Origin of the sequence: Kribbella sp. NBC_00482 (assembly GCF_036013725.1) — a bacterium.
Lineage (GTDB): Bacteria > Actinomycetota > Actinomycetes > Propionibacteriales > Kribbellaceae > Kribbella.
Genome location: NZ_CP107881.1, coordinates 8,978,010 through 8,996,475, shown reverse-complemented (window position 1 = coordinate 8,996,475; position 18,466 = coordinate 8,978,010). Strand labels below are relative to the sequence as shown.

Below are 18,466 nucleotides of genomic sequence, written 5' to 3'. Positions count from 1 at the left end.
CGCTAGTGTCCTGCGGACAACCGACGGCGAGCAGAAGGAGATCGGTTCGTGAGCACGTCGCAGCCATCGCATGGTGCGAAGACAATTCTCGACAAGCTCGTGGTCAATGTCATCGATTGGGGCGAGCTCAAGGTCCATCGCAACACGGGAGGCGTGTCGTTCGACGCGTCGACCGGGCCGCTGGGTGCGGTGCGACCCGACGGGTCGATGGTGTTCGACAACGCGATCGGTCGCGCCTTCGAGGCCGCGGCGGAACGACCTGACTCCCTCAGCTCTGACGAGGTGACCGAGCTCCGGCACGCGATCCGGGTTGTCACGTTCACGGCGCTGGACAAGCGCATCGAAGCCCGGGAGACCGAAGGGGGCGGACCCATCAAGATGGCACTCGACGTCGGCGGCGAAGCGGACCGGTTCCTGAACGACGGGCTGCGGCACGCGGACTGGGCCGTCAACGGTGACCGGATCTGCTACCGGCTCAGCCCCGAGCTCGGGTCGAGGCTGCGGGACGCCCAGGAGGGCGAGGCCGAGCATCCGGTGGCCCGGGACGCCGCCCTGGCTCTGGCCGTTCAGTACGGGCGGGCGCTGGGCGAATGGCCCGACAACGCGGTCCGCGATCTGCTCAAGGCGCCGCGGGAGGAGATCTTCGAACGGGTTGTCGACGCGAAACTGGCATCTCACCTGCGCGAGAGGTTCGAGCCGACGCGGGAGGCGTTGTCGGACCTGCGCGCGCGACTGACCGACGACGTCCGAACGGAGTTCCAGCGACTCGCCCAGGAGCCGCATCTCAAGACCTCCGATGTCCAGGGAAGAGTGGCCGCGGTGTGCGACCGCGTCGACGACTCGGCCCGAACCGTCAAAGAAACCCTCAACGCCGTACCGCTGCAGCAGCCCGACCGGTCGTCGGCAGCCTCCACCACCGACCGCGCCCAGCCCGCTACCAAGCACCGCTGGGCCGGATTCGGCCGCTGACGCCCGCGGTGTAGGCAGAGGGCGGGACCTTGACCGTGGGGACCGGCTGGGGTATTTGTTGCTGACAACGATGTCACTCCGCCCCGTTCCGACGTCGAAGGTTGGTTCCGCTCATGCGTCGTTCCGCCCTGTCCCGCCGCGCGAGCTTCGTGCTCGCGGGTGTTCTGATCGCAGCGCTCGCGCCCACTGCCCAGGCTCTGCCCACTCCGTCTCCGGCCGGTTCCGGCGGCCCTCCGACCACCGCGACTCCGCCTGATCCTGTGGTTGGTGGTTTGCGTACGCCGGAGGTGGTCGGGAGTAGCCGGATTACCAGTAGTTCTTCGGATCCGACTGAGCAGGTGGATCCGTTGGTGGGTACGACGAATGCGGGGAACGTGTTCCCGGGGGCCGTGGTGCCGTTCGGGATGTTGTCGTTCAGTCCGGAGACGAGTCGGGGGAATGCGTACCGGACTGCTGCCCCGGGCGGGTACTTGTACTCGGCGAGCAAGATCCGTGGATTCAGCCTGACGCACATGAGCGGGACCGGGTGCGCGGGTGGGTCGGGGGACATCCCGGTCTTCCCGTTGGCGGGTGAGGTGACGAGCTCGCCGCAGAGTGATGCGAAGGACGAGCTCTACGCGTCGACGTACAGCCATGCGAACGAGGTCGCGAAGCCGGGCTACTACAAGGTCGGTCTCGACTCCGGGGTGAGTGCGGAGCTGAGTGCGACCACGCGGACCGGGTCGGCGGCGTTCACGTTCCCGGCGGACAAGGCCAAGACGCTGATGTTCCGTACGTCGAACTCCGAGGTCGGATCCAGCGACGCGCAGGTCAGCATCGACGCGGCGCACCGCACGGTGAGCGGGTCGGTGACGAGCGGGAACTTCTGCGGCTACCTGGCCAGCGTCGGGCAGCGCAGCTACTACACGCTGCACTTCGTCGCCGAGTTCGACCAGCCGTTCAAGAACCAGGGCACCTGGACCGACACCACGGTGACCCCGGGGAGCACTCAGGCGACCGGCGGTACGACGTACGGCGCCGACGGGTGGATGCCGCCGAACAAGGGGTCCGGTGGGTACGTCGGCTTCGACCATGACAAATCGGACAAGGTGACGATGCGGATCGGCATCTCCTATGTGAGCGCTGCCAACGCGCTGGCGAACCTGCGCGCCGAGAACCCGCGCGGTACGTCGGTCGCCGTCACGGCCGCGAAAGCCAAGCAGACGTGGCGAAAGCAGCTCGACCGCATCGAGATCACCGGCGGTACGACGGACCAGCGCACCACGTTCTACACCGCGCTGTACCACGCCCTGCTGCACCCGAACGTGTTCAGCGACGTCAACCGGCAGTACTGGGGTTTCGACCAGAAACCGCACTACCTGTCGCGCGGGCAGCAGGCGCAGTATGCGACGTTCTCGGGCTGGGACGTCTACCGGTCGCAACTGCAACTAGTTACATTGCTCGAACCCGACCGCGCCGGAGACATCGCGCAATCGTTGTTCAACCAGGCCACGCAGAACGACGGCATCTGGGACCGGTGGACGCACGCATCTGGCAGTACGGCGGTGATGACCGGCGACCCGTCCGCACCAGCTGTGGCCGGCATCTACGCCTTCGGTGGAACGAACTTCGACGCCCGCGGCGCACTGCGCTCTCTGGTGAAGGCAGCGACCGTACCGACCGCGAAGGACCTCAGCTCGGCCGGCAAGCCGGTCATGTCGATCGGGCAGCGGCCGTCGCTCGACAAGTACCTGGCACTGCACTACATCCCCACGAAATCCAACGCGTGGGGCGGTGCGGTCGAAACGCTCGAGGACGTGACTGACGACTTCGCACTGTCTCAGCTCGCGCAACGGACCGGCGACAAGTCGACGTACCAGAAGTTCCTCACCAGGTCGCAGTACTGGCAGAACGTGTTCAACCCGGCCAACGGCGGCTACATCCAGAACCGGGACGACAACGGTGCTTGGCCCGCGTTCACGCCGTCGACGTACGACGGGTTCGCTGAGGGCAGTAGTGCGCAGTACAGCTGGATGGTGCCGCACAACCGGGCCGGTCTGGTCGACGCGATGGGCGGCACCGACGCCGTGAACCAGCGGCTGGATGCGTTCTTCAAGAACCCGGACGGGACCTGGGCGCTGACCGGTGCAGGTGAACTGCACGCCGAGATGGACAACGAGCCGTCGATCAACACGCCCTGGATCTACAACTACACCGGCCGCCCGTACCAGACGCAGGAGACGTTGCGGCAGGCAATGAACCAGCTGTGGAACACCAGCACCGGCGGGATCCCGGGGAATGACGACCTCGGTGCGATGTCGTCCTGGTACGTGTGGACCGCACTGGGTCTCTACCCGGACGTACCGAGCCGCGCGGAGCTCCAGGTCGCGGCGCCGCTCTTCCCGCGGGCCGTGATCCACCGCGACGGCAAGACCATCCGGATCAACGCTCCGGGTGCGGATGCGCAGTACGTGCAGTCGCTGAAGGTGAACGGGAAGACCTCGACCAAGCCCTGGTTGCCGGAGTCGTTCGTGCAGCGTGGTGGGACGCTGGACTTCACGCTTGGTACGACGCCGAACAAGGCCTGGGGCGCGAAGGACGCACCGCCGTCGTGGCGGACCGGCGAGATCCCGTTCCAGACCTCTACGGACACCAGCCGCGTAGTCATCGCTCCTGGCACCACAAGTGCACCCGTAGCTCTGCAGGCCCACCGGCTGAGCGGTACGGCGCAGGACGTCAGCTACACGCTGCAAACACCTGCCGGTCTCACAGCAACACCTGCTACCGGCACGTTCCACGTCGACAAGGTCGGTAGTGCGTCAGTGACGATCACAGCTGCCACTGGTACGCCGGACGGCCGCTACCCCATCACAGTGCAGATGAAGGCGGCTGACGGAACCGCCTTGCCACAGGTCGGTTTCACTGTGGTCGTGGGGCAACCGAACTCGTTCTTCGTACTACGTGAAGGTGTGGGCATCTCTGATGACAACAGCGACCACACCGACGCGGACTACGACGGTGGCGGCGTCAGCTACTCACGGCAGGCGCTGGCGGCGGCCGGTCTGACGGCAGGTGGCACAGGTACCGTCCAGGGCCTCAGCTTCACGTGGCCCGACGTGCCCGCCGGCGAGCCCGACAACGTGCCGGCCGACGGACAGTTGCTCAACCTGGACCTGCCCGCCGGTACGACGACGCTGTCCTTCATCGGCAGTGCGGTCAACGGCAACCAGGAGACGACCGCGACGCTCAACTACGCGGACGGTACGACGTCGCAGATCGACCTGTCCTTCAGCGACTGGACCTGGGCGGTGGCGGCGACACCCTCCACTACGGCAACGTGATCGTCGCAACCACGCCGTACCGCAACGAATCGGGCGGCGGACAGGACAACGTCACCACGCACATCTTCGCCACGGCACCTGTGATGTTGACGCAGACCCCCGTGAGCATCACGCTGCCCAAGAACCGTGACCTACGGCTCTTCACCATTGCGGGAGGGAATTCTTGATGAGGAAGACCATCGTGATCGCGGCACTGACCGTGCTGACATCGGCCAGTCTGCTGGTCGCCACAGCACCGGCCGACGCTGCCGGTACGCCGCCGAGTACCAAAGGCCCCTGCGGCTACACAGTGACACCGGACGAGCCGCCTGCCCGTCCGGTGTCACTGCCGCCCGACCCGAAACACACACCGGACAAGGGGATCGTCAGAGTCGTCGTCGCCACCAACCAGGGGCCGATGCTGCTGTCACTGGACCGGGCGAAGGCGCCGTGCACGGTGCAGAGCTTCCTGCACCTGGCGAAGAGCCGGTTCTACGACTTCACCACCTGCCACCGGCTCACGCTGTACCCGACGCTGAAGGTGCTGCAGTGCGGTGACCCGAGCGGTACGGGCGCGGGCGGGCCGGGCTACTCGTACAAGGACGAGCTGCCCACCGACCTGCCGAACTGGCCGGACGACACGACCGGGACGCGGAAGGTGTACGCCCGCGGCACACTGGCGATGGCGAACGCCGGCCCGAACACCAACGGGTCGCAGTTCTTCCTGGTCTTCGGGGACTCGCGGCTGCGGCCGGACTACACCGTCTTTGGCTCGGTCGACCGCCTCGGGCTCGCCACGCTCGACCGGGTGGCCGCCGGAGGGATCGCACCGACACCCGACGACCCGGCACCGGTCGACGGCCCGCCGGTGCGCAAGACCGACATCATCGTCGCGCGGTCACTCGGCTCCCACTGATCCAACGGCCTCGCCGCCGTCCTCCGCGAGGGCGGCGGCGACCAGCCGGATGTTCGCGGTGAACTCGTCGGCGGGGACCTTCGGGAGCATGTCGTCCCAGGCCGCGATCATCGCGCCGCGGAGTTGCATCATGCCGACGGGGCGGGCGAGGAACCAGAGGTGGAAGTGCTCGCTGCCGTCACCCCAGCGGTTGAAGTGCGTCCGGCCCACGCTGTCGATGCTCTGGATCGCTTTCGCCACGCGCTGGATCATCGAGCCGAGGGTGGCGGTCAGCTCAGGCGGCAGATTGTCGAGGCGGTAGTGCTCGTGTGGCTCGAGGAGCGCCACGAGCGGCAGGCCGGTCGGCTCGAACGCCTTCAGTGACCACTGCTCGTCGCGCCAGATCACGGACCCGTCCGGATCCGTGCACTTCGGGCACGGCTGACCGCCGTCCTCACCGCGTCGCGGCGGTTCGGGCAGCACCGGATCGGCCAGCGGCACGACCTGCAGCTCGCCTTCGAACGGGAAGAACGGCGATGTGAGCAACGGTTCGGCCGACATGCGTTCGCCGTACGGCAGACGGCGGTGGTACTCGGAGGGCAGCTCGGTCATGGACCGCACTCTGCCGGAGAATCGGACCATGCAGAAGCCGGAGTTGGCCGAGTTGCTCGATCTCGAACCGCACCCGGAGGGCGGGTGGTACCGGCAGACGTGGCGTTCTCCGGTCGAGTTCGCGCCGGAGGGGTACGACGGGACTCGGGCCAGCGCGACCGCGATCTACTTCCTGCTCGCGCCGGGGGAGGAGTCGCGGTCGCACCGGGTGCGGTCGACGGAGCTCTGGTTGTGGCACTCAGGCGGGCCGTTGACGTTGGAGTACGACGATCGGACGGTCACCCTCGGGCCGGACGTGCGCGCCGGCCAGCGGCCGCAGGTGGTGATACCTGCGGGCGCGTGGCAGGCGGCCCGGCCCGTGGGTGACGAGGCGGTGCTCGTGTCGTGCATCGTGTCACCGGGCTTCGACTTCGCCGACTTCACGATGCGATAGACCCGCTACATCTGCGGTACGGCGGCGTCTCCAGTGGTGAGCTCCGGCAGGTGCTCGCGAACCATGTAGCCGCTCGCGCCGATGATCCAGACCGCGGACAGCAGCAGCGGGACCGTGGTCATCAACATGCCGCCGGCAACGAACGTGCCGCTGTCGGCGAACACGCCGAACGCGCCGATGAACGAGACCACGGCGGCCAGCAGGCCGAGGTAGCCGAGCCAGTTCGGCATCACGTGCGTGCGCAGTACCCCGATCCCGGCCGCGGCCAACGGCAGTGCGGCGGCGAAGCCGATCATCGTCGTCATCACCGCGCTGAGGTCGTACATCGACCTGGTGATCGCCGCGTCCCGGCCGTCGATGCCGAACGCGGTCGCGGCGGTCAGCCCGGCGTTCACGAAGATCGCGCCGCCGACCAGCACCGAACCGGCCAGCAACGCCAGGTGCACGTCGCTGCGCTCGGCCCGCTCACGGATCGCCTCGGCGAACGCCGCCGAGAACCAGATGACCAACCCGGCCGCGGCAGCCCACATCAGCGAGCTGAACAGGATCGTGGTCCGGTGGTCGGAGAGCCAGCTCGAGATCGTACTGTCCGAATCACCGACCGTCGGAGCATTACCGGGCAGGAACCTGCCCAGCATTGCCAGGACGACGAAGGCCAGTCCGGCGAAGCCGCCCCATCGCAACTCATGTCGCTCAGTCATGGGGAAACACCTCCAAAACGCACCGCGCCATGTGGTGCGCCTACTGCTGATGTTCCCCCGTTCCTGGCCGGAATCAAGACCTATCCGAGAACGGTTGCCAGGGCCTCGTAACCGGGGAGTAGGTCGATGCCTTCGTGGCCCAGTTGCTGGATGGCGACGTGGTCCGCGCCGGCGTCCAGGTGGGCCTTCAGGCCGGCTGCGATCTCGACCGCGGAGCCGTGCAGGACCATCGCGTCGACGAGCCGGTCGCTGCCGCCGTCGGCGAAGTCGTCGTCGGTGAACCCGAGTCGCTTGAAGTTCGTCGTGTAGTTGCTCAGCTGCAGGTACGGCGCCAACCGGTCACGGGCCGTCGCACGCGCGATCTCCGGGTCGGTTTCGAGCACGACCATCTGCTCCGGAGCGAGCAGCACTCCGCCGCCGAGGGTGCGGCGCGCTTCCCGGGTGTGCTCCGGAGTGGTGAGGTAGGGGAGCGCTCCGGCCGTTCGCGCGCCGGACAACTGCAGCACCTTCGGGCCGAGCGCGGCCAGCGCCCGCCGGTCGGCTGGCACCTTCGCGTCGTCGAGCTCGTCGAGGTACCCGACGATCGTCTGGTACGGCGACTTGTACTCGCCGGTGGCCTCCCGGTGCCCGATCCCGACGCCGAGCAGGAACCGTCCCGGGTGCTCGTCCTCCAACCGGTGGTACGACGCCGCGACGTCGGCCGCGGGCGACTTCCACATGTTGACGATGCTGGTGCCGACGGCAACCGAACTCGTTGCGGCCAGCAACACCTCGGCGTCGCGCAGATCGGCCTCCGGCGAGCCGCCCAGCCACAACGCGCCGTACCCCGCCTGCTCCAGTCCCGCCGCGAGCTCCGGGCCGTAATGCTGGCCGCCGTGCCAGATCCCGTACCGTCCCAGTTCCATCGCCACTCCGTGCTCCTTCTCGTCGGACGTCCCTCACCGTGCAACCCGGGGCGGGCGGGTGCCATTCCAAAGCATCCCTGACGCCTACGAATGCCCGTCAATGATCGTTGCCACGTCAGCCGGACTCAGAGGTGCGCAGCGATCTCCGGAATCCGGTCGCGAAGGTCAGCCAGCCGCCGTTCGCTACGCTCCGGTTCGCCGACCCGCAGGAGGTTGAGCATGCCCGGATCACCCGCGACCTGGCCCTCGCGGATCACCCGGGCGGACCGTTGCGCGAGGAGCGGCGCGGCCTCGAGCAGCTCGAGCGGCGTGAACACTCCGCCGTACGCCTCGCTCATCAACCGGATCCGCGCGGCCTGGTACGCCGGGTCCATCGGGATCGCCAGCGGGGCGGTGTTCCACGCGGTGAACGCGATGTCGTCGAGTGGTACGCCGGGGCCGGCGAGGTCCCAGTCGATGACGCCGCTGAAGCCGTCCGTGGTGCCGATCCAGTTGTAGTACCCGTAATCGTGCATGCAGATGATCTGGTCCGCAGCGAGTTCGGCCTGGCCTGCTCGCCACGTGATCACACCGGATGGGCGGTACGAGGCAACGACCTGGTGATACCGCGCGAGCCAGCGCATCGCGTCCGCCAGCACGTCGTCCGGCACGTCCGGGGTGTACGCCGTACCCGGAAGGTAATCGAGAACCTCCCGTCCGCGTTCGTCGTACCCGTGCACCCGCGGTACGCCGGGCAGCCCGGCGTCGGCCAAGTAGTTGAGCAGTGCATGAATCGCGGGCGTCCACGGCCCGGTCGCGCGGCGTACCGTGTCGCCGATCCGGACTGCTCCGCCGACGTTTCCGCCCGGTAGTTCGACCTCGTCCTGCATGCCGACATTTTTGCCGTAATGCTTCCATTGGATTAATGCCGGGGTACTCGCAGAGTGTCGCGTGACGATCAGACCATCCGGTCGGCTGGTATGAACCCCGCGGGCTTACACTCGGCAGCGACCTAGCGGCACTCCCCTCAACCGCCGGGCCGCGGACACAACGACGTGGGCCGCACACCTGGAGCGTGAAAGAAGGGCGAGTTGTGAAGGTCGGAGTACCGAAAGAAGTCAAGAACCACGAGTACCGGGTGGCGATCACCCCGTCCGGTGTGCACGAGTTCGTGCGCAGCGGGCACGAGGTTCTGATCGAGCAGGGGGCGGGCGCCGGTTCGCTGATCCCGGACGCCGAGTTCGTCGCGGCCGGGGCGCGGATCGTGCCGGAGGCGGACGATGTCTGGGCCGACGCGGAGCTGGTGCTCAAGGTCAAGGAGCCGGTGGCGGAGGAGTACCACCGGATGCGCAAGGACCAGGTGCTGTTCACGTACCTGCACCTTGCCGCCAGCCAGGACACGACCGACGCGTTGCTCAAGGCCGGCATCACCGGTATCGCGTACGAGACGGTCCAGCTTCCGGACGGCACGCTGCCGTTGCTGGCGCCGATGAGCGAGGTTGCCGGCCGGCTCGCGCCGCAGTCCGGTGCGTACCACCTGATGGCGCAGGGCGGCGGCCGTGGCGTGCTGCTCGGCGGCGTGTCCGGCGTACACCCGGCCCGCGTGGTCATCCTCGGTGCCGGTGTCTCCGGGATGAACGCGGCCGCGATCGCGCTCGGCATGCAGGCACAGGTGCAGCTGTTCGACCGCAACATCGCACGGCTGCGGCAGGCCGACCAGATCTACCAGGGCCACCTGCTGACGATCGCGTCGAACGCGTTCGAGATCGAGAAGGCCGTCCTCGAGGCCGACCTGGTCATCGGCGCGGTGCTGGTCGTCGGTGCGAAGGCGCCGAAGCTGGTCACCAACGACATGGTCAGCCGGATGAAGCCGGGCAGCGTGCTCGTCGACATCGCGATCGACCAGGGCGGCTGCTTCGAGGACTCGCGTCCGACCACGCACGCCGACCCGGTCTACCCCATCCACAACTCGTTGTTCTACTGCGTCGCCAACATGCCCGGTGCGGTGCCGAACACGTCGACGTACGCGCTCACCAACGTGACGCTGCCGTACGCGATCGAGCTGGCGAACCTCGGGTGGCGGGAGGCGCTGAAGTCGGACCACAGCCTGGCGCTCGGCCTGAACACGTTCGACGGGCAGGTCACCTACGGTCCGGTCGCGGAGGCACACGACTTGTCGCAGCTGAAGCTCGACGAGGTGCTGGTCTGAGCAACATCGCACGTGCGGTCAGCGCGTACCTCGACCACCTCACGGTCGAACGCGGCCTGGCCGCCAACACGTTGGCGTCGTACCGGCGTGACCTGCGCCGGTACGGCGGCTACCTCGCGGCCACGGAGATCGACGACCTCGGCCGGATCACGGAGGCCGTGGTCGGCGACTTCCTGATGCGGCTGCGCGAGGGCGACGCCGACCACCCGCCACTGACCGCGTCCAGTGCGGGGCGGACCGTGGTGGCGGTCCGTGGCTTCCACAAGTTCTGTGTGCGCGAGGGGCTGACCGCAGTGGACCCTGCGGCGGCTGTGAAGCCACCTGCGCCGCCGCAGCGACTGCCGAAGGCCCTGTCTGTCGACGAGGTGACCAGGATCCTCTCAGCGGCCGCTGGCGCCGAGGCGGAACCTGCTGTGCTGGCAACGCGCGATGCGGCGTTGCTGGAGTTCCTGTACGGCACAGGCGCCCGTATCTCGGAGGCAGTCGGGCTGGACGTCGACGACATCGACCTGGACTCCAACGCCGTACTGCTGCGCGGTAAGGGCAGCAAGGAGCGGGTAGTACCTGTCGGCACCTACGCCCGTGAAGCGCTGTCGGCGTACCTGGTCCGTGGGCGCCCCGAGCTGGTGTCACGCGGTCGCGGCACCCCTGCGCTCTTCCTGAACGCCCGCGGCGGACGCCTGTCCCGGCAGAGCGCTTGGACGGTACTGCGTCGTGCTGCCCAGCGGGCCGGGATCTCGAAGGAGATCTCCCCGCATACGCTGCGGCACTCGTACGCGACACATCTGCTCGACGGCGGGGCCGACGTACGTGTGGTCCAGGAGTTGCTGGGACATGCGTCCGTGACGACGACACAGGTCTACACGCTGGTGACGGTCGACAAGCTGCGCGAGGTCTACGCCACCTCACACCCGCGGGCGCTCTCCTCCTGAGGGCTACCCCGGTGGGTCGAATGCGCGGACGGTGTGCGATCATCTCGTCACGGCCGGTGATCCGGGGAGGGTGATCGGCCGAGTTCGGAGCTTTGTCGACAAACAGCCCCACCCCGGTGCGGAGTGGCTGGTTGAGAGTGCTTGAATGCACGCTTACAGTCGCTGGGATCGCCCGTATCGGTTGAAAGGTTTGACGAGTCATGAACGAGTCGACATTCCCGGGCACCGAACACGTGATGGGCCACCTTCCGGTACCGGAGCCGGCCCAGCCGATCAGCATGCCACCGACGACCCCACCCAGCAGCCCGCCGCGGCCGGCGCCCACGGCGCCGCGGGGCCTGCCCGACAACTATGCGGAGATGCCGAAGCCGACGGCCAAGCTCACCGCGGAGGACCTGGCACCCGTGAACGACCCGAACGGTCCGCGTCACAAGATCGGCCCGACCGGCCGGCCGCAGCCGGACCTGCCGGTGCCGCAGCCGCCGACCAAGACCGGCCCGGCGCAGGTCATCGCGATGTGCAACCAGAAGGGCGGCGTCGGCAAGACCACCACCACGATCAACCTCGGCGCGGCGATCGCCGAGACCGGTCGCAAGGTGCTGCTGATCGACTTCGACCCGCAGGGGTCCGCCTCGATCGGCCTGGGCGTCCAGCCGCACGACCTCGAGCTGTCGGTCTACAACCTGCTGATGCAGCGCGACATCACCCCGGACGAGGTGATCCAGCCGACCCGGGTGGAGAACCTCGACCTGATGCCGGCCAACATCGACCTGTCCGCGGCCGAGGTCCAGCTGGTCCAGGAGGTCGCCCGCGAGTACACGCTGCAGCGGGTGCTGGACCCGATCATCCCGCTGTACGACGTGATCCTGATCGACTGCGCCCCGTCGCTCGGGCTGCTCACCGTGAACGCACTGACCGCGTCGAACGGCATCGTCGTACCGCTCGAGTGCGAGTTCTTCGCGCTCCGCGGCCTGGCGATGCTCACCGACACGATCGCCAAGGTGCAGGACCGGCTGAACCCCAAGCTGGAGATCGTCGGGATCCTCGGCACCATGTTCGACGGGCGGACGACGCACGCCCGGGAGGTCCTCGACCGGGTGGTCCAGGCCTTCGACGAGCGCGTCTTCCACACCGTCATCCGGCGTACCGTCAAGTTCCCCGAGACCACGGTCGTCGGCGAACCGATCACGACGTACGCGCCCTCGTCCCAAGCGGCTACGCAGTACCGCGACCTTGCCAAGGAGGTGCTGGCGCGTTGTCCCGCCGGGTGAGCCTGCCAGGTGCCAGTGAACTCTTCGGGGGTGCGGCACCGAAGCAGACCAGACCCGAGAAGCGCACCACCACCGACGGACCGTCATCGACTGTGCGGTCCAGTACCGCGGTCGTCGACGACCGGAAGTCGAGTGGTCGAATCCGGCACGACACGAAGATCACCGTGTACGTGACGGAGGAGGAGCTGCTCGGCCTGGAACAGACCAGACTCGCGCTACGCGCGGAGCACGGCCTGACGGCCGATCGCGGCCGGATCGTCCGCGAGGCGATCGACGTCCTGCTCGCCGACTTCGTCGACCACGGGCCGGACTCGGTGCTGGTACGGCGGCTGAAGGCGTCGGAGTGACCGTGTCCTCCTCGGACTCGTTACCGTTGGACCTCGGAACCGACGCTGCTCCGGCTGTTGCCGAGGGCAAGGGATTCAGTGTTCACCTGGTGAACTTCGAGGGGCCGTTCGACCTGCTCCTGCAGCTGATCTCGAAGCACAAGCTGGACATCACCGAGATCGCGCTGTCGGTGATCACCGACGACTTCATCGCGCATATCAAGGCGCTGGGGTCGGAGTGGGACCTCGACCAGACCTCGGAGTTCCTGCTGATCGCGGCGACGCTCCTGGACCTGAAGGCCGCGCGGTTGCTGCCGAAGGGCGAGGTCGAGGACGACGAGGATCTCGCGCTGCTCGAGGCTCGGGATCTGCTGTTCGCGCGGCTGCTGCAGTACCGGGCGTTCAAGCAGATCGCGGCGCTGGTGCAGGAGCGGATGGCGGTCGAGTCGCGTCGGTTCCCGCGAGCTGTGGGGGTGGAGCCGCGGTTCGCGGAGTTGCTGCCTGAGGTGTTGCTCGGGCTTGATCCGGCCGGGTTGGCGGCGCTGGCTGCGAAGGCGATGGCGCCCAAGGACGACGTACCTCCAGGGGTTTCGCTCGCGCACCTGCACGCGCCGGCCGTCACTGTGCGGGAGCAGGCGGAGGTGATCATCGACCGGCTGCGGCGGCAGCGGAGCACCACGTTCCGGTCGCTGGTGGCTGATTCGCCGGACACGGTCACTACGGTGTGCCGGTTCTTGGCGTTGCTGGAGCTGTTCCGGGAGGCGGCTGTCACGTTCGATCAGGTGACGCCGTTGGGGGAGCTGACGATCCGGTGGACCGGCACCGACGAAGGCGAGATCGCGGTCAGCGACGAGTTCGACGAGGAACAGAAACCCGCCGACGAATCGGGCGAGGCGCCGGTCGTCGACGACGAGACGCATTTCCTCGAACCCGGTGAGATCCTCACCGACGAATCCGACATCCACCAGCCCGCCCCAGACGAATCCGAGACGGCAAACCAGTGACCAACTCCCACGAGCCCCCCACCCCGGAGGACACCACCTCCACCGAGGACCGGCCGCCCACCTCGGAGGACCCGACACCCACCTCCGACGCGACCACCACCCCCGACACCGTGGAGGAGTCGGCAGGGTCTGGCGAGGAGGGTGGGGAGGATTTTGCACCCGAATCGGTAGGTAATCCTCCCCAACCCGACATGACGGACGAGGTGACCGACGAGGCGGATGAGGAGCATTTGCCGCCGGGGCAGACTTCGGTGCCGGTGGGGGATGAGGTTGTTGTTGACGACGAGACGATGCGGCGGGCGCTCGAGGCGATCCTGATGGTGACGGACGAGCCGTTGCCGGTGCTGACGATGGCTCGTGCGGTCGGTCGGCCGACGGGTGATGTGGGTACGGCGCTCGAGGAGTTGGCGGCGGAGTACACCGAGCAGGGGCGTGGATTCGACCTGCGTGAAGTGGGCGGCGGCTGGCGGTACTACACCCGCGTCGAGGCCGCGCCGTACGTCGAACGCTTCGTCCTCGACGGTCAGCAGGCTCGCCTCACGCAGGCCGCGCTCGAAACCCTCTCCGTGGTCGCCTACAAGCAACCGGTCAGCCGGGCTCGCGTCTCCGCCATCCGTGGGGTGAACGTGGACGGCGTGATGCGTACGCTCGTCGCCCGCGGTCTGGTCGAGGAAGCCGGCTCGGACACCGAGTCGCAGGCGACCCTGTACCGCACGACGACGTACTTCCTGGAACGCATGGGCATGCAGTCCCTGGACGATCTGCCCGAGTTGGCGCCGTACCTCCCCGACATGGACGACATCGAGGAAGAACTAGCCGCCCAAACCCTCCCACCAGCTCCCCCAGACGCGGCGGAAGTTTCGGACGACGCCACACCCCCCGCACCCGACACCACCTCCACCGAGACAGACGACCCGTCCGACGAGGTGTACGCGGAAGGCGCGGAGGTGGGTGAGGTCGAGGTGAGCGAAGCCCCGGCTGCAGGTGCGACCGACAGCACCTTCACCGAGGACACCGAGGACGCGGACGCAGAGGATGAAGTAGACGCGGACGCCGCGGGTGAGGCGTCGGATTGGTCTGCGGAGGACTCGGAGGACGGGTCGGCTGAGGTGGCTGACGGCGAGTTTGGTGTGGAGGCGGGGGTGCGGGATGGGGGATGACGGTGGAGTTCGGTTGCAGAAGGTTTTGGCTCGGGCGGGGGTTGCCTCTCGGCGGAGTTCGGAGATTCTGATCGAGGAGGGGCGGGTCGAGGTCGACGGGCGGGTGGTGACGGAGTTCGGGGTCCGGGTGGATCCCGAGACGGCGGTCATCCGGGTCGACGGTGCGCGGATTCCGCCGGTGAGTGCGAACGTGTACCTCGTCCTGAACAAGCCCCGCGGCGTCGTGACCACGATGTCCGACCCGCAGGGCCGCCCGTGTATCGCCGACTTCGTGGAGGACCGGCCCGAGCGGCTGTTCCACATCGGCCGGCTCGACACCGACACCGAGGGTCTGCTGCTGCTCACGAACCACGGCGAGTTCGCGCATCGCCTGGCGCACCCGTCGTACGAGGTCTCCAAGACGTACGTCGCCGAGGTCGAGGGCAACGTCAAACCGGTGGTACTGCGCGCGCTCCTGGACGGTGTCGAGCTCGACGACGGCCCGGCCCGCGCGGACACGGTGAAGATCATCTCCACGGTGCCCGGCCGCACCCTCGTGGAGATGTCGCTCCACGAGGGCCGCAACCGGATCGTCCGCCGGATGTTCGACGCGGTAGGTCACCCGGTGAAGCGGCTGACGCGTACCGCGATCGGCCCGGTCCGCCGAGGCAACCTCCACACCGGCGAACTCCGCGAACTCGACCCACCCGAACTGGGCCAACTCCTGGACCTCGTCGATCTCTGAGGCCTACTCGCCGAACAGCTGCTCGTATTCCTGGTTGTCTTCGAAGCGCCGGGAGTACGCCGCCTCGTTGAACGTGCGCGGTACCTTGCCGAGCGCCTTGATCACGGTCGCCGTGCCGTTGGCGTGCCCGAACTCGTACAGGTACGGCGTACCGGTCTCCTTGTCGACGCCCAGCACGATTGTCTTGTTGCCGCAGGTGATGCCGTCCGCGACCAGCGCCTCGAACCCTTGCCAGGTGGAGCGCCGCACGACCTTCACCACCGGCTGACCCGTGAGCGGGATCCGGATCGTGTAGAGCGCTCCGGCGCGCGTGTTGGCGAGGAACGTGTCGTACGTCGCGGTCTGGCTGATCAGCGTCATCGTCTTGACCGCGCTGTATCCGGCGTACGTCGTCTTCCGGGAGAACGACGTACCCTCGCCGATGTTCCAGCGCACGATGTTGTCGCCGAGGACGGCGTACATGTTCTGGCGGATCAGTGTGGTGTCGCGATTGAACCGGGAGCTCTCCAGATAGCGGACATCGCCCCAGCCGCCGCCGATCGGGAACCGCTTCACGGTCGCCGGATCGACCTCGCCGGCGAACCCGTTCACGGTGTAGGTCAGCAGGTTCAGGGTGGACCCGAGGACGACGTACTGCCGCCGGCTCTCACCCGTCCGCTCGGCGTTCGTCTGTGTGCCGATTCCACTGGCCACTCGGAGCTGGTTGTCCGGCAGCAGGTCCTTGCCGCCCCAGCTGCTCGGGCTGGCGCCCGGCGGGGTCACTCCGTACAGGCCCCGCAGGATGAGGTCCCCTCCGCTGGTGGTCGATCCCAGCGCCATCTGACAGAACGGCACCTCCGCTGTGTCGGTGGTAGCTGCTGTTGCCGGAGCTGCCTGAACCAGTGCCCCGGCTGCCATCGCCAGCCCCAGCAACCCCGCAGCACGCTTCCTTCTCATCTCGCTCACTCTCCGTACAGTTGGACGTTGGCTTCTGAGCTGCCGGGGTAGTGCCGGAAGTAGGTCTTGTCCTCAGGCGCGGCGAGCTGGTCGCCCACCTGGCCCAGGCCCTTGATGACCGTTGCGGTGCCGTTGGCGTGGCCGACGGCGTACAGATAGCCGCGCCGCGTGTCCTTGTCGATGGCCAGCAGCAGCGTGCTCTGGTTGCCGCACTTCTCGGCGATGAGCGTCTCGAACCCCTGCCACGTCGACGCGCGCACCTTCTTCACCACGGGCTTGCCGCCCACAGGGATGCGGATCGTGTACAGCGCCCCACCACGGGTGTTGGCGAGGAAGGTGTCGTACGTCGCGGTCTGACTGATCAGAGTCATCGTCTTCACTGCCGAGAACCCGGTGTACGTCGCTTTGCTGCGCCAGACGGACCCCTCCACGGTCCAGCGCGTGACGACGTCGCCCTGCAACGCGTAGGTGTTGGTACGCGGCTTGGGCCCGAAGTACGTCGACTGCTCCAGGTAGGTCTGGTGGATCCAGCCACCGCCCACCTTGGCCTTCTGGACCGAGTCAGGGTCGAGTTGACCGTTGGCCGTGGCGTAGCTGAACCGGTAGAGGTCCGTCCCCATCACCACGTACCCCCGATCCAGCATGGCGGCCGGCGGATCCGGCTCCCAGCCGACCGAGGTCGCGAGCCGCACCTGGTCCACGGGGAACAACGCCTTCGGCCCGACGCTCGGCGGTGAAGCCGTCACGGGCGCGGTCGCGGTGATCCGCTGGAACTTGTGATCGCCCTGCACGGTCACCGTGCCCAGCGTCATCGAACAGGCCGCGCTCGCCTGCCCGCCCGCAGCCTGCACCGGTGCCGGCACCAGCGCCGCTGCCGTCATCGCCGCGCCCAGCGCACCCGCGGCGATCCGCCATCTGGTCATGCAGCCCCCTTCGAGGAGTCGTGTCATCCACCTCGATGCCGACTATCCCGAAAAGGTTAGGGATCGATCGAAGAACTCGCGGACCAGTCGCCGTACGACGGGTACGCCGCAGTGCGACGCACCGACCAGCTTGGCCCGCGCGGCAGCCGTCATCAGGCGGGCGGACTGCAGCTGTGGTGCGAACGCGGCGTAGTCCGTCCAGATCCAGTGGTTGGCTTCGGACAACTGCACCCGCCGTACCGGACCGCCGTGTGAGAGCACAGCCGACCAGGTGCGGTCGAAACGCTCGTCCCGGAACCCGTCTGTCCCAGCGAGCAGCAGCGGCCTGCGAGTGCCGTGTTGAGCGATCGGATAGAGCTCACCGTCCAGCGTGTCCAGATAGCCCTCCAGATTGGCGGCTGCGCGGACCTGTGGGTGCTCCAGCGACACTGCGGCGGTCGCACCACCAGCTGAGTGCCCGTAGACACCAACACGACGCAGGTCGATCGACTGGTGCAGATCCGGCAGGTGGTCGAGCACGAACCGCAGGTCGCCGAACCGCGTGTCCATCATCAGCCGCGACCGCACCGGGTCCGTCTGCACGTCCGGCCCGATCTCGATGGTCCGTAGGCGCCCGTCCGGGAACACCACCTCACTCGCCTCACCGGGGTGGTCCAGCGTGAGTACGACGTACCCGTGGCTGGCCAGCTCCTCCGCCACGGAGGTGCCGATGGTCCGCGGGTCTGCGCCACCTGGGCTGTAGAGCAGGGTGGGGCGTCGTCCGGGCAGTGGCGGTGCGTCGACGTACGAGTGCGTCAGGGTGGCGGCCCAGTTCACGCCACTGGTCGGGAGCTCCGGATGGAGCACGCCGGCATCGAGACCCTTGAAGACCTCGGCTGCGGCCGGTGCGAGGTGTGGAGCGCGCTGGTGCCCGCGTACGACGGTGGCGGGGTAGAAGACCGTTAACGCGATCTCACGGGTGGGTGCGCCGTTCCAGGGGTCGAGACGCTGAGAGTCGACCAGTGCGCGGGTCGTCGTACCGACAGGCCAGCGGCCGGTGGGAGCAGGCAGACGGAGTGTCAGGTCGGTGGCCGCAGACGCTGAGAGTGGGAGAGCACTTGTCAGAGCGGAGGCGGCGGTGGCGGTGAGGAAGGTTCGTCGTCTCATGTCGACGACGCTGGCACGCTGCACACCGCGGGTCGGCCGAAC

The 18,466-nt window shown here is 67.8% G+C and carries 19 protein-coding genes; 12 read left to right on the top strand and 7 right to left on the bottom strand.

Annotated elements, in window-relative coordinates; all coding sequences use genetic code 11:
- Nucleotides 1-48: 48 nt before the first annotated feature.
- The 4 genes from OHB24_RS43165 to OHB24_RS43150 all read left to right on the top strand — a co-directional run bounded on the left by OHB24_RS43165 (nt 49) and on the right by OHB24_RS43150 (nt 5,184).
- A complete protein-coding gene (locus OHB24_RS43165) occupies nt 49-969 on the top strand; it encodes a hypothetical protein (RefSeq protein WP_327636786.1) in 921 nt (306 codons plus the stop codon).
- 350 nt (nt 970-1,319) lie between these two features.
- Nucleotides 1,320-4,289: a GH92 family glycosyl hydrolase gene (locus OHB24_RS43160; protein WP_327636785.1), complete on the top strand. Its 2,970-nt coding sequence runs from the start codon at nt 1,320-1,322 to the stop codon at nt 4,287-4,289.
- Nucleotides 4,286-4,456 carry a hypothetical protein gene (locus OHB24_RS43155; protein ID WP_327636784.1) on the top strand — a complete coding sequence of 57 codons (171 nt, stop codon included), beginning with the start codon at nt 4,286-4,288 and terminating at the stop codon, nt 4,454-4,456. The genes OHB24_RS43160 and OHB24_RS43155 overlap by 4 nt, the downstream gene beginning before the upstream one ends.
- Nucleotides 4,456-5,184 (top strand): peptidylprolyl isomerase, encoded by a 729-nt coding sequence (locus OHB24_RS43150; RefSeq protein WP_327636783.1) that lies wholly within the window; start codon nt 4,456-4,458, stop codon nt 5,182-5,184. The genes OHB24_RS43155 and OHB24_RS43150 overlap by 1 nt, the downstream gene beginning before the upstream one ends.
- On the opposite strand, the gene OHB24_RS43145 is transcribed toward OHB24_RS43150, so the two are convergent.
- Nucleotides 5,167-5,775, bottom strand: coding sequence for a hypothetical protein (locus tag OHB24_RS43145; RefSeq protein WP_327636782.1), 609 nt, complete (start codon nt 5,773-5,775; stop codon nt 5,167-5,169). The genes OHB24_RS43150 and OHB24_RS43145 overlap by 18 nt on opposite strands.
- A gap of 28 nt (nt 5,776-5,803) precedes the next feature.
- Here OHB24_RS43145 and OHB24_RS43140 point away from each other — a divergent pair, with 28 nt between their 5' ends.
- Nucleotides 5,804-6,208, top strand: coding sequence for a cupin domain-containing protein (locus OHB24_RS43140; RefSeq protein ID WP_327636781.1), 405 nt, complete (start codon nt 5,804-5,806; stop codon nt 6,206-6,208).
- 5 nt (nt 6,209-6,213) lie between these two features.
- Here OHB24_RS43140 and OHB24_RS43135 read toward each other — a convergent pair whose 3' ends face one another.
- From OHB24_RS43135 to OHB24_RS43125, 3 genes are all read right to left on the bottom strand, one after another.
- Nucleotides 6,214-6,909 (bottom strand): DUF4386 family protein, encoded by a 696-nt coding sequence (locus OHB24_RS43135; protein ID WP_327636780.1) that lies wholly within the window; start codon nt 6,907-6,909, stop codon nt 6,214-6,216.
- A gap of 80 nt (nt 6,910-6,989) precedes the next feature.
- Nucleotides 6,990-7,814 carry an LLM class F420-dependent oxidoreductase gene (locus tag OHB24_RS43130; protein ID WP_327636779.1) on the bottom strand — a complete coding sequence of 275 codons (825 nt, stop codon included), beginning with the start codon at nt 7,812-7,814 and terminating at the stop codon, nt 6,990-6,992.
- Nucleotides 7,815-7,939: 125 nt separating this feature from the next.
- Entirely contained in the window at nt 7,940-8,683 is a 744-nt protein-coding gene (locus tag OHB24_RS43125) for a phosphotransferase (RefSeq protein WP_327636778.1), read from the bottom strand.
- A 203-nt stretch (nt 8,684-8,886) separates the two neighbouring features.
- On the opposite strand from OHB24_RS43125, the gene ald reads away from it, so the two are divergent.
- The 7 genes from ald (at nt 8,887) to OHB24_RS43090 (ending at nt 15,419) form a co-directional block, all read left to right on the top strand.
- Nucleotides 8,887-10,002 carry an alanine dehydrogenase gene (ald, locus tag OHB24_RS43120; RefSeq protein WP_327636777.1) on the top strand — a complete coding sequence of 372 codons (1,116 nt, stop codon included), beginning with the start codon at nt 8,887-8,889 and terminating at the stop codon, nt 10,000-10,002.
- Nucleotides 9,999-10,934 (top strand): site-specific tyrosine recombinase XerD, encoded by a 936-nt coding sequence (gene xerD, locus OHB24_RS43115; protein ID WP_327641171.1) that lies wholly within the window; start codon nt 9,999-10,001, stop codon nt 10,932-10,934. The genes ald and xerD overlap by 4 nt, the downstream gene beginning before the upstream one ends.
- Before the next feature lie 200 nt (nt 10,935-11,134).
- Nucleotides 11,135-12,205 carry a ParA family protein gene (locus tag OHB24_RS43110; RefSeq protein WP_238155595.1) on the top strand — a complete coding sequence of 357 codons (1,071 nt, stop codon included), beginning with the start codon at nt 11,135-11,137 and terminating at the stop codon, nt 12,203-12,205.
- Between the two features lie 92 nt (nt 12,206-12,297).
- On the top strand, nt 12,298-12,552 hold the full coding sequence (locus OHB24_RS43105; RefSeq protein WP_420323253.1) for a hypothetical protein: 255 nt from the start codon (nt 12,298-12,300) through the stop codon (nt 12,550-12,552).
- Nucleotides 12,549-13,535 carry a segregation and condensation protein A gene (locus OHB24_RS43100; protein ID WP_327636775.1) on the top strand — a complete coding sequence of 329 codons (987 nt, stop codon included), beginning with the start codon at nt 12,549-12,551 and terminating at the stop codon, nt 13,533-13,535. The genes OHB24_RS43105 and OHB24_RS43100 overlap by 4 nt, the downstream gene beginning before the upstream one ends.
- Nucleotides 13,536-13,726: 191 nt before the next feature.
- Nucleotides 13,727-14,695 carry an SMC-Scp complex subunit ScpB gene (gene scpB, locus OHB24_RS43095; protein WP_327636774.1) on the top strand — a complete coding sequence of 323 codons (969 nt, stop codon included), beginning with the start codon at nt 13,727-13,729 and terminating at the stop codon, nt 14,693-14,695.
- Complete coding sequence (locus tag OHB24_RS43090) at nt 14,685-15,419, top strand: pseudouridine synthase (protein ID WP_327636773.1); 735 nt, start codon at nt 14,685-14,687, stop codon at nt 15,417-15,419. The genes scpB and OHB24_RS43090 overlap by 11 nt, the downstream gene beginning before the upstream one ends.
- A gap of 3 nt (nt 15,420-15,422) precedes the next feature.
- On the opposite strand, the gene OHB24_RS43085 is transcribed toward OHB24_RS43090, so the two are convergent.
- The 3 genes from OHB24_RS43085 to OHB24_RS43075 are packed head-to-tail and all read right to left on the bottom strand — an operon-like array spanning nt 15,423 to nt 18,424.
- On the bottom strand, nt 15,423-16,355 hold the full coding sequence (locus tag OHB24_RS43085; protein ID WP_327636772.1) for a hypothetical protein: 933 nt from the start codon (nt 16,353-16,355) through the stop codon (nt 15,423-15,425).
- A 5-nt stretch (nt 16,356-16,360) separates the two neighbouring features.
- Complete coding sequence (locus OHB24_RS43080) at nt 16,361-17,278, bottom strand: hypothetical protein (RefSeq protein ID WP_327636771.1); 918 nt, start codon at nt 17,276-17,278, stop codon at nt 16,361-16,363.
- 42 nt (nt 17,279-17,320) lie between these two features.
- Nucleotides 17,321-18,424 carry an alpha/beta hydrolase gene (locus OHB24_RS43075; protein WP_327636770.1) on the bottom strand — a complete coding sequence of 368 codons (1,104 nt, stop codon included), beginning with the start codon at nt 18,422-18,424 and terminating at the stop codon, nt 17,321-17,323.
- Nucleotides 18,425-18,466 lie beyond the last annotated feature (42 nt).